The sequence below is a fragment of the Stutzerimonas stutzeri genome (assembly GCF_013522825.1).
GTDB classification, from domain to species: domain Bacteria; phylum Pseudomonadota; class Gammaproteobacteria; order Pseudomonadales; family Pseudomonadaceae; genus Stutzerimonas; species Stutzerimonas stutzeri_AK.
In genome coordinates, this window is record NZ_JAAMQZ010000065.1 from 1 (window position 1) to 10,395 (window position 10,395).

Below are 10,395 nucleotides of genomic sequence, written 5' to 3' on the forward strand. Positions count from 1 at the left end.
GCGTTATCTACGTCACAAGCTCGAAGCTTAAGGGCGGGTACTACTTGCACTCTCTCCCCCGATGATCAGCCGGGGACTATCGCCTCCTGAAAGGCTGCAGTCGAGATACAAGGTCGGGTCACGCTTCTCCGACCCGACGAGGGGCCACGGAAGGCGGGAGCCGTACCTGTCGTGGCTCTGGGGTGATCTGTGAGTTCGTTCGTCGGATTACGCCTGCGGCTAATCCGACCTACGGCCTTGCTTCCACCGGTGGTCGCATGCCCACTTCGGCGGTGAGGGTCAGTGGTTTGCCGTTGCGCAGGATGTTGATCTTGATCTTGTCGCCGGGACGGGTTCGGGCGACCTGATTCATCGAACTGCGGCCATCGCTGGACTGTTCGCCGTCGATGCTGAGGATCAGGTCGCCGGGCCGCAAGCCGGCGCGCTCCGCCGGTCCGTCGCGGTAGACCCCGGCGACCACGATGCCCGGTCGGCCCGCCTGTCCGAAGGATTCGGCCAGCTCCTGGGTCAGCGACTGGACCTCGACACCCAGCCAGCCGCGAATCACCTGACCGTGCTCGACAATCGCCTTCATCACTTCCATCGCCAGCTTGACCGGGATCGCGAAGCCGATGCCTTGCGAGCCGCCGGACTCGGAAATGATCGCGGTGTTGATGCCGATCAGATGCCCGGTGGCATCCACCAGTGCGCCACCCGAGTTGCCGCGGTTGATCGCCGCGTCGGTCTGGATGAAGTCCTCGTAGGTATTGAGCCCCAGCTGGTTGCGCCCGGTGGCGCTGATGATGCCCATGGTCACTGTCTGGCCCACCCCGAACGGGTTGCCGATCGCCAGGGTGACATCGCCGACGCGAATGCTGTCCGAGCGTCCGAGCGTGATGGCGGGAAGGTTCGCAAGATCGATCTTCAGTACCGCAAGGTCCGTTTCCGGGTCGCTGCCGATCACTCGCGCCAGAGTTTCCCGGCCATCCCTGAGCGCCACCACGATCTGTTCGGCGTTGGCCGTCACGTGATTGTTGGTCAGCAGGTAGCCTTCCGGGCTCATGATCACCGCCGAACCGAGGCTCGACTCCATACGTCGTTGCCGCGGCAGGTTGTCGCCGAAGAAGCGCTGGAACAGCGGATCGTCCTTGGCCAGTGGCGATTGCTGGGGTTTTTCGATGACCTTGGTGGTGTACAGATTGGCCACCGCTGGCGCCGCGCTGCTGACCGCATTGGCGTAGGAGTACGGCCCCTGTTGCGGTCCTGTCGCCAGTGGCGCCTGTTGCAAGGTGTACGCCGGCTCGGTTTTCAGCCCCACCCAGTGTGGGTAGCGCTGGATGATCAGTAAAGCGAGAAGCAGGCCAACGGCGAGTGGCCAACCCAGGTAGCGCAGGGCATTGATCATCTAGATATGCAATCCGGACAGGTTGCGGGGGTCGAGTGCCCCCTTTAAGGTGGCGGCATTATACGAAGCTGGCGACGAAATGCAGCGTGCTGTTTGCAAGCGGCTGCCGTTGCCTGTCGCGCATGCCCACCGATTTCAGGAGTTCCTTCCATGGCAATTGCACTGGCCACACTGGTCGCCGAAACCGACCGTTACCTGGGCGTGACGAAGATCGCCGACTACTGCCCCAACGGCCTGCAGGTTGAAGGCCGGCCTCAGGTGCGCCGCATTGTCAGCGGCGTAACCGCCAGCCAGGCCCTGCTCGATGCGGCGGTGGCAGCCGAAGCGGATGTCGTGCTGGTGCATCACGGTTATTTCTGGAAGAACGAGGACGCGCGCGTGGTTGGTATGAAGCAGCGCCGCCTGAAAACCCTGCTCAGCCACGACATCAGCCTGCTCGCCTACCACCTGCCGCTCGACGTGCATGAAGAGGTGGGCAACAACGTGCAGCTGGCGCGTTTGCTGGGCCTGAGCATCGAAGGCCCGCTGGAGCCGGACAACCCGAAATCGGTGGGCCTGATCGGCTCGCTGGCGACGCCACTGACGCCTGCCGAGTTCGCCCGACTGGTGCAGGAGAAGCTGCAGCGCGAGCCGCTGATGATCGAAGGCAATGGCCTGATCAGCCGTGTCGGCTGGTGCACGGGCGGCGCCCAAGGATATATCGACCACGCGGTGGCGGCGGGCGTGGATGCTTACCTGACCGGCGAAATATCCGAGCCAACCGTGCATAGCGCACGTGAGAATGGCCTGAGCTTCTTCGCTGCCGGCCATCACGCCACCGAGCGCTACGGAATCCAGGCGCTCGGTGACTACCTGGCCCGCCGTTTCGCCATTGAGCATATCTTCATCGATTGCCCGAATCCGGCTTAGCCGAATGTCCGCTGAACTTCTTTAGGGGCAGGCCAAGCCTGCGAACGAGGCCAGGCTCCGTCACGGTGATATTCGCGGCATAGCCCGCTGCGTCATGCAAGCGATCGACGGTTGTCGCTGCTCTGTCGGTATAAAACTAGTCTATTTCGTTCTAAGCAGCGGCCTGATTAGAATCGGTCGCCGTGTTAAAGTTGCGCCCTTCTTATGGCCTGCCGGCCGTCCATCTGCATATTCGTGAGTAGCCATGGTCGACAAACTGACGCATCTGAAAGAGCTGGAGGCGGAAAGCATCCACATCATCCGCGAGGTGGCCGCCGAGTTCGACAACCCGGTGATGCTCTATTCCATCGGCAAGGATTCGGCCGTGATGCTGCACCTGGCGCGCAAGGCGTTCTACCCTGGCAAGCTGCCGTTCCCGGTGATGCACGTGGATACGCGCTGGAAATTCCAGGAAATGTACAGCTTCCGCGACAGGATGGTCACCGAGATGGACCTGGACCTGATCACCCACGTGAACCCTGATGGCGTCGCGCAGGACATCAACCCCTTCACCCACGGCAGCGCCAAGCACACCGACATCATGAAGACCGAAGGTCTCAAGCAGGCGCTGGACAAGCACGGCTTCGACGCCGCCTTCGGTGGTGCGCGCCGCGACGAAGAGAAGTCTCGGGCCAAGGAGCGCGTGTATTCCTTCCGCGACGCCAAGCATCGCTGGGACCCGAAGAATCAGCGACCCGAGCTGTGGAACGTCTACAACGGCAAGGTCACCAAGGGCGAGTCGATCCGCGTGTTCCCGCTGTCCAACTGGACCGAGCTGGACATCTGGCAGTACATCTATCTGGAGCAGATCCCGATCGTACCGCTGTACTTCGCCGCCGAGCGCGAGGTGATCGAGAAGAACGGCACGCTGATCATGATCGACGACGAGCGCATCCTTGAGCACCTCACCGACGAGGAAAAGGCGCGTATCGAGAAGCGCATGGTCCGCTTCCGCACCCTCGGCTGCTACCCGCTGACCGGTGCCGTGGAATCCACCGCCGCGACGCTGCCGGAAATCATCCAGGAAATGCTCCTGACCCGCACCTCCGAACGCCAGGGCCGCGTCATCGACCATGATGGCGCCGGGTCGATGGAAGAGAAGAAGCGGCAGGGCTACTTTTAAAGCCGATAAAAAGCGCTGGATGCTGGAGGCTGAACGAAATGGATTTCGAGCGACTTGATGTATGGAAGCTTTCCGCAAGACTTTCGGTTGATGTGTATCGAGAGCTGGCTGGTTGCCGGGATTTCGGCTTCAAGGATCAGATAACCCGCTCGGCCTTGTCCGTTCCCAGCAACATTGCCGAAGGCATGACCCGCGATGATGACAAGGAAAAGCGTTATTTTCTGAGCATGGCCAAAGGGTCGTGCTCGGAGTTGAGAACTCAGATTTATATAGGTGTTGAGGTCGGCTTTATCTCGACCGAGATTGGTCGGGACTGGATTGAACGCTGCAAGCGTATCGCGGCGATGCTCTCCGGTCTGCTCAGGTTACTTCAGCGTCCATGAATTATCGGCTTGCTCGGTGTGCTTTTTCGTTCAGCCTCCAGCCTCAAGCCTTCAGCGATTAGAGAAAAACCATGTCTCATCAATCCGATCTGATCAGCGAGGACATCCTCGCGTACCTGGCCCAGCACGAGCGCAAGGAATTGCTGCGCTTCCTCACCTGCGGCAACGTCGACGACGGCAAGAGCACCCTGATCGGTCGCCTGCTGCACGACTCCAAGATGATCTACGAGGATCATCTGGAAGCCATCACCCGCGACTCGAAGAAGGTCGGCACCACCGGCGATGACGTGGACCTGGCGCTGCTGGTCGATGGCCTGCAGGCCGAGCGCGAGCAGGGCATCACCATTGATGTGGCCTACCGCTACTTCAGCACCGCCAAGCGCAAGTTCATCATCGCCGACACCCCCGGCCATGAGCAGTACACCCGCAACATGGCGACCGGCGCCTCGACCTGCGACCTGGCGATCATCCTCGTTGACGCCCGCTACGGCGTGCAGACCCAGACCCGCCGCCACAGCTTTATCGCCTCCTTGCTGGGCATCAAGCACATCGTCGTGGCCATCAACAAGATGGATCTGATGGACTTCGATCAGAGTGTGTTCGAGCGCATCAAGGCCGACTATCTGTCCTTTGCCGAGCGTATCGGCCTCAAGCCGACTTCGCTGCATTTCGTGCCCATGTCCGCCCTCAAGGGCGACAACGTCGTCAACAAGAGCGAGCGGGCGGACTGGTACGAAGGTCAGTCGCTGATGGAAATCCTCGAAAGCGTCGAGATCGCCGGCGACCGCAACTTCGACGACCTGCGCTTCCCGGTGCAGTACGTCAACCGCCCGAACCTGAATTTCCGTGGCTTCGCCGGTACCCTGGCCAGTGGCATCGTGCGCAAGGGCGATGAAGTGACGGTATTGCCGTCGGGCAAGACCAGCCGGGTCAAATCCATCGTCACCTACGACGGCGAGCTGGAGCAGGCCACGCCGGGCGAGGCGATCACCCTGACCCTGGAAGACGAGATCGACGTATCCCGTGGCGACATGCTGGTGCATGCCGACAACCTGCCGCGCATCGCCGACAGCTTCGACGCCATGCTGGTGTGGATGGGCGAAGAGCCGATGCTGCCGGGCAAGAAATACGACATCAAGCGCGCCACCAGCTACGTGCCGGGGTCCATCGCCAGCATCGTTCACACGGTGGATGTGAATACCCTGGAGCAAGGCCCGGCGAGCAGCCTGCAGCTCAACGAGATCGGCAAGGTCCGGGTCAGCCTGGATGCCTCCATCGCGCTGGATGGCTATGCGCAGAACCGCACCACCGGTGCCTTCATCGTCATCGACCGCCTCACCAACGGCACCGTCGGCGCGGGCATGATCATCGCCGACCCGGTCGCCCAGGGTTCCGGTGGCCACCATGGCGCGCTGGCCCATGTTTCCACCGAAGAGCGTGCGACGCGCTTCGGCCAGCAGCCGGCCACGGTGCTGTTCACCGGCTTGTCGGGCGCCGGCAAGAGCACCCTGGCCTACGCGGTGGAGCGCAAGCTGTTCGACATGGGCCGTGCGGTCTACGTGCTCGACGGCCAGAACCTGCGCCACGACCTGAACAAGGGCCTGCCGCAGGACCGCGCGGGTCGCACCGAGAACTGGCGCCGTGCCGCGCACGTGGCACGGCAGTTCAACGAGGCGGGTCTACTGACCCTGGCGGCCTTCGTCGCCCCGGATGCCGAAGGCCGCGAACAGGCCAGGGCGCTGGTGGGCGATGATCGCCTGATCACCGTCTATGTCCAGGCTTCGCCGCAGACTTGCCAGCAACGCGATCCGCAAGGGCTGTACGCCGCCGGTGGCGACAATATTCCCGGCGAATCCTTCCCCTACGACGTGCCGGGCAATGCCGATCTGCTGATCGATACCGAGGCTGTGACAGTGGCCGAGGGCGTCAGGCAGGTGATCGATCTGCTGCGTCAGCGTGGGGCGATCTGACGCTGAGGTGAAAACGAAACGCCCTGCATCTACAGGGCGTTTTGCTTTCTGGTGTCGCTCCGCTCGCAAGCCGCGTGCGTGAGTTCAAGCTTCGCGCCGGGGTCGGCGCTCCCACGAGGTCAATCGCCGCGTCGTTTTCGTGGGAGCCGCGCCCTCGCGGCGAATAGACTGTAAGTCCGCCGGCTCAGCTGACCTTTCTTCAGTCGCGCAGCACATACTTCAGAATCTCCACCACCTGCTCGGTAGTGGTCGCCCAGGCCATGGCGGCTGCATCGACTTCCTTCAGGGGGTGCACGATGTCTTCGCCGTGCAGAGTGATGTAGGGCTTGTCCAGTGCGGCGCAATAGCCGGCGTCGAACGCGGCGTTCCATTGCTTGTACTTGTCGCCGAAGCGCACCACCACCAGATCGGCCTGCTGGATCAGCGTCTTGGTGCGAATCGCGTTGACCTTGGAGGACTTGTGGTCGCGCCAGAATGCATTCGGCTCTGTACCCAGGCAGTCGCCGGCGGCATCGCTGGCCTCGTGGTCGGTTACGGCGGAGGTGAAGACCACGTCCAGCTCCGCAGCTGAGGCGCCACGCTTGATCTCGTCGCGCCAGTCGGTGTGGATTTCGCCGGACAGGTAAACGGTAAAGCTCATGAATCCTCCTGAAAATCGGTGTTGCCGGCGATTCGTCTCGTCGGCACAGAAGGCCCGATGCTAGCCCGGAAACATGCGCGAGGGCCAGAAGGGCCGGGTTTTACCCCAGTAGCAGCGCATCATCCGCGAGTTTCTCGCCGCGTACCTTCTCGAACATATGCAGCAGGTCCGGCACGTCCAGGCCCTTGCGCTCGTCCCCGGCCACATCCAGCACCACCTGGCCCTGGTGCAGCATCACGGTGCGGTCGCCGATATCCAGCGCCTGGCGCATGCTGTGGGTGACCATCATGGTAGTGAGCTGTTTTTCCGCGACGATGCGTGCGGTCAGTTGCAGGACGAAGTCTGCCGTGCGCGGGTCGAGGGCGGCGGTGTGTTCGTCCAGCAACAGGATGCGGGAGGGTTGCAGCGCCGCCATGAGCAGGCTGACGGCCTGGCGCTGGCCGCCGGAGAGCAGACCGATGCGGTCGGTGAGGCGGTTCTCCAGACCCAGGCCGAGGGTGCTCAGGTGGCGGCGGAACTCCTCGCGCATGGACGCCTGCACGGCCTTGGTCAGGCCACGGCGCTGGCCGCGCTGCTGGGCCAGGGCCATGTTTTCCTCGATGGTCAGGTCTTCGCAGGTGCCGGCCATGGGGTCCTGGAATACGCGGGCCACGCGGCTGGCGCGGCTCCAGACCGGCAGGCGGGTAACGTCTTCATCGTCGATCAGCAGCTTGCCGCTGTCCACCGAGAGGTCGCCGGAGACGGCGTTGAGGAAGGTCGATTTGCCGGCGCCGTTGGTGCCGATCACGGTGACGAACTGGCCGGTGGGAATTTCCAGCGACAGCCCCTGCAAGGCCCGGGTCTCGATGGGCGTGCCGGGGTTGAAGGTGATCTTGAGGTTCTGCGCACTGAGCATCAGGCGTGCCTCCTGCGGGTCAGGCGTTGTTTGATCAGCGGGATGACCAGGGCGATGACCACCAGCACGGCGGTGATCAGGTTCAGGTCCTGGGCCTGCAAACCGATGAAGTCGCTGTTCAGGGCCAGGGCGATGAAGAAGCGGTAGACGATGGCGCCGAGGATCACCGCCAGGGTCAGGTAGAAGATGCGCCGTGCCGGCAGGATGCTTTCGCCGACGATCACCGCCGCCAGGCCGATGACGATGGTGCCGATGCCCATGGAAATGTCGGCGCCGCCCTGGGTCTGGGCGAACATGGCGCCGGCCAGTGCCACCAGGGCGTTGGAGATGGCCATGCCGAGGATGGCCATGGCGCCGGTATTCACGCCCTGGGCGCGGGCCATGCGCGGGTTGGAGCCGGTGGCGCGGATGGCCAGGCCCTGACGGGTGGAGAAATACATGTCGAGAATGATCTTGGCGGCAATGACCACCAGCAGCAGGATCAGCGGTCGGGCGACATAGTCGGCCAGCCATTCGGGTTGCAGCACGCTGAACATGGTCGGTTCCATGATCAGCGGAATGTTGGGCCGGCCCATGATGCGCAGGTTGATCGAGTACAGCGCGATCATCATTAGGATGCTGGCCAGCAGGTCCATGATCTTCAGGTGGACGTTGAGCGCTGCCGTGACCATGCCGGCCAGGGCACCGGCGGCAGTGGCGATCAGGGTCGCCAGGAAGGGGTCGGTGCCATTGGCGATCAGCACGGCGCAGACGGCGCCGCCCAGCGGGAAACTGCCATCGACGGTCAGATCGGGGAAACGCAGCAGGCGGAAGGAGATGAATACGCCAAGCGCGACCAGACCGAAGATCAGGCCTACTTCAAGGGCGCCAAACAGGGAAAACAGTGACATGGATGATGTGCCTTTGGTGAACGGCTGCGCCGGGGCAGGTGCGCCGGCGCAGGTCAGGTCATTCGATGACTTCGGCGGCCGAGTCGATCAGCTCCTGGGACAGGGTGACACCCTGGGCGACGGCGGCGGAGCGGTTGATGTAGAGGCTCAGGTCAGCGGTTTTCTGCGGTGCGATATCGCCGGGCTGCTCGCCCTTGAGCAGTCGCACGACCAGTTCGCCGGCCTGTACGCCATGCTGGTAGTAGTCGATGCCCAGGGCCGCGATGGCGCCGCGCTTGACGCTGTCGGTATCCGAGGCGATCAGCGGGGTCTTGGTGTCCATGCCGACCTTGACCAGCGACTCGTAGGCCGAGACCACGTTGTTGTCGGTGTTGGTGTAGATCACGTCGACCTTGCCCACCAGGCTGCGGGCCGCCGAGCCCACGTCCACCGAGCGCGGAGCGGCGGCTTCGACCAGGGTCATGCCCATTTCCGGCAGCAGCTCGCGCAGGCGCTCGACCACCACCACGGAATTGGCTTCGCCGGGGTTGTAGACGATGCCCACGCGGGTGGCAGTGGGTATCACGCGCTTGACCAGCTCCATCTGGCGATCCAGCTCCAGCTCGTCGGAGACGCCGGTGACGTTGCTGCCGGAAGGCTCCCAGTTGCGGACCAGCTGGGCGGCGACCGGATCGGTAACGGCGGCGAAGACCACCGGCACCGAACGGCTGCTGGCGACCACGGCCTGGGCCGAGGGGGTGGCGATGGCGACGATGGCGTCGGGGCGGTCGCCGACGAACTTGCGGGCGATCTGCGCGGCGGTGGCGGTGTTGCCCTGGGCGGTCTGGTACTGCCACTTGAGGTTGTCGCCGCTGTAGCCGGCGGCTTCCAGTGCGGCCCGGACGCCATCGCGCACGGAATCCAGCGCCGGGTGCTCGACGATGGCGGTTGCCGCCACGGATTTCTGCTCAGCGGCGCTGGCAGTGAACGGAGTAGCCAGGGTCAGGGCGAGGGCGCCCAGGGACAGCCATTGGGTGAGGGATGACTTCATGGGTGGATATCCTATCGGGCTCAGCGGCCCTGTCTGGTTGTTGTGTCCGTGTACGGTGAAAGAGCAGGGGCTGCGAACGCGTCGCCGATGCGTCCGTCAACGAGGTGACGAGAATATGGGGACAGGCCTGTTTTTGCCAGCAAAGCCGCTTCGTTTGGAGAGACTTTGGAGAAAAGACGTAAGGCTTTGAGCCGCAACCCAGTGCGGACTTTGCGTTCTTCATATTGTGACCGCGCGGTCATGTGGATCAGGCCATTTAATCGCCTTGTGCCGACCATCCTGTGTCGGCGTATGCGACGATCACAGGCGTCGTGCCGTGGCTATTGAACCTCGATTCGGCAATCGAACAGGCCGGCAGGCTCGGCATCCGTTTCCCAGGGGCGCTGATAAGTCAGCAGCAGCCGTCCGTGCCCGGTATTCCGGGCTTCGAAGCGCCAGGTGGAAATGCCATCGCCGCCGACCAGATCACTGTCGGGAGTACTGAAGACTTCCGGCCCCAGGCTTTTCAGCAGTTCGGTCGAGGCTTCCCGCAGATGCCAGCGATAACCCGTAGCCGGATTGCTTGGCAGGCTGACGATCAACGTCTGCCCTGTATGCAGCGACAGAGGGCAAAGCCGGTCTTCGCTGACCGAAAGGCTGCTGGGCGGCGTGCTCGCGCAAGCACCCAGCAACAGCAAGGACAACGGCAGCAGGCAACGGGAGATGGCGAAAGGCATGGTCATCGGCACCGGTTGAATACGAGAGGATAAGGATAGCGGGCCTTGCCCGGAAGGCACAGGTATCCGGGCGACCCACAGGGCGGATTCGATCCGCCAGGGATATGCGGTGCGGCCATCGTGGGAGCGGCCTTGGCCGCGAATGGCAGCGCGGTTGGTTTGGGCATCGATTCGCGGACAAGTCCGCTCCCACAGGTTTTGCGGTGCGCACGGGCTGTTGGAGGGGCCTTGGCCGCGAATGGGCCGCGTGGATGGTTTGGGCATCGATTCGCGGACAAGTTGCGTAGGTCGGATTAGGGCCTGTTAACGCTACTGGCTTGACGGCGAGTAATGCGGGATACTTCGCGCATGATGATCACACCCGAACAATTCTCCGCCATTGAACATTGCTTCCCGCGCCAGCGCGGCAATGTCAG

General features: G+C 63.1%; 10 protein-coding genes. 4 read left to right on the plus strand and 6 right to left on the minus strand.

What is annotated here, in order from left to right; translation table 11 throughout:
- Nucleotides 1-229: 229 nt before the first annotated feature.
- Nucleotides 230-1,384, minus strand: a complete 1,155-nt coding sequence (gene algW / locus G7020_RS22925) for a Do family serine endopeptidase AlgW (RefSeq protein ID WP_181087159.1) — start codon at nt 1,382-1,384, stop codon at nt 230-232.
- 150 nt (nt 1,385-1,534) lie between these two features.
- Here algW and G7020_RS22930 point away from each other — a divergent pair, with 150 nt between their 5' ends.
- From G7020_RS22930 to cysN, 4 genes are all read left to right on the plus strand, one after another.
- Nucleotides 1,535-2,293, plus strand: coding sequence for a Nif3-like dinuclear metal center hexameric protein (locus G7020_RS22930; protein ID WP_181087160.1), 759 nt, complete (start codon nt 1,535-1,537; stop codon nt 2,291-2,293).
- Between the two features lie 244 nt (nt 2,294-2,537).
- On the plus strand, nt 2,538-3,455 hold the full coding sequence (gene cysD, locus G7020_RS22935; RefSeq protein WP_181087161.1) for a sulfate adenylyltransferase subunit CysD: 918 nt from the start codon (nt 2,538-2,540) through the stop codon (nt 3,453-3,455).
- Nucleotides 3,456-3,493: 38 nt separating this feature from the next.
- Nucleotides 3,494-3,838: a four helix bundle protein gene (locus tag G7020_RS22940; protein WP_181087162.1), complete on the plus strand. Its 345-nt coding sequence runs from the start codon at nt 3,494-3,496 to the stop codon at nt 3,836-3,838.
- Between the two features lie 71 nt (nt 3,839-3,909).
- On the plus strand, nt 3,910-5,808 hold the full coding sequence (cysN, locus tag G7020_RS22945) for a sulfate adenylyltransferase subunit CysN (protein WP_181087163.1): 1,899 nt from the start codon (nt 3,910-3,912) through the stop codon (nt 5,806-5,808).
- Nucleotides 5,809-6,007: 199 nt separating this feature from the next.
- On the opposite strand, the gene G7020_RS22950 is transcribed toward cysN, so the two are convergent.
- The 5 genes from G7020_RS22950 to G7020_RS22970 form a co-directional block, all read right to left on the minus strand.
- Nucleotides 6,008-6,448, minus strand: coding sequence for a YtoQ family protein (locus tag G7020_RS22950; RefSeq protein WP_181087164.1), 441 nt, complete (start codon nt 6,446-6,448; stop codon nt 6,008-6,010).
- A 100-nt stretch (nt 6,449-6,548) separates the two neighbouring features.
- Entirely contained in the window at nt 6,549-7,343 is a 795-nt protein-coding gene (locus G7020_RS22955) for an ABC transporter ATP-binding protein (protein WP_181087165.1), read from the minus strand.
- Nucleotides 7,343-8,233, minus strand: coding sequence for an ABC transporter permease (locus G7020_RS22960; protein WP_181087166.1), 891 nt, complete (start codon nt 8,231-8,233; stop codon nt 7,343-7,345). The genes G7020_RS22955 and G7020_RS22960 overlap by 1 nt, the downstream gene beginning before the upstream one ends.
- Nucleotides 8,234-8,291: 58 nt before the next feature.
- Nucleotides 8,292-9,263, minus strand: a complete 972-nt coding sequence (locus G7020_RS22965; RefSeq protein ID WP_181087167.1) for an ABC transporter substrate-binding protein — start codon at nt 9,261-9,263, stop codon at nt 8,292-8,294.
- A gap of 320 nt (nt 9,264-9,583) precedes the next feature.
- Nucleotides 9,584-9,979 (minus strand): protease inhibitor I42 family protein, encoded by a 396-nt coding sequence (locus G7020_RS22970; RefSeq protein ID WP_181087168.1) that lies wholly within the window; start codon nt 9,977-9,979, stop codon nt 9,584-9,586.
- Between the last annotated feature and the right edge of the window lie 416 nt (nt 9,980-10,395).

Excerpts from the sequence above, each read along its gene's own strand:
- algW (WP_181087159.1), bottom strand. The coding sequence starts at position 1,384 with ATGATCAATGCCCTGCGCTACCTGGGTTGGCCACTCGCCGTTGGCCTG.
- G7020_RS22930 (WP_181087160.1), top strand. The coding sequence starts at position 1,535 with ATGGCAATTGCACTGGCCACACTGGTCGCCGAAACCGACCGTTACCTG.
- cysD (WP_181087161.1), top strand. The coding sequence starts at position 2,538 with ATGGTCGACAAACTGACGCATCTGAAAGAGCTGGAGGCGGAAAGCATC.
- G7020_RS22940 (WP_181087162.1), top strand. The coding sequence starts at position 3,494 with ATGGATTTCGAGCGACTTGATGTATGGAAGCTTTCCGCAAGACTTTCG.
- cysN (WP_181087163.1), top strand. The coding sequence starts at position 3,910 with ATGTCTCATCAATCCGATCTGATCAGCGAGGACATCCTCGCGTACCTG.
- G7020_RS22950 (WP_181087164.1), bottom strand. The coding sequence starts at position 6,448 with ATGAGCTTTACCGTTTACCTGTCCGGCGAAATCCACACCGACTGGCGC.
- G7020_RS22955 (WP_181087165.1), bottom strand. The coding sequence starts at position 7,343 with ATGCTCAGTGCGCAGAACCTCAAGATCACCTTCAACCCCGGCACGCCC.
- G7020_RS22960 (WP_181087166.1), bottom strand. The coding sequence starts at position 8,233 with ATGTCACTGTTTTCCCTGTTTGGCGCCCTTGAAGTAGGCCTGATCTTC.
- G7020_RS22965 (WP_181087167.1), bottom strand. The coding sequence starts at position 9,263 with ATGAAGTCATCCCTCACCCAATGGCTGTCCCTGGGCGCCCTCGCCCTG.
- G7020_RS22970 (WP_181087168.1), bottom strand. The coding sequence starts at position 9,979 with ATGCCTTTCGCCATCTCCCGTTGCCTGCTGCCGTTGTCCTTGCTGTTG.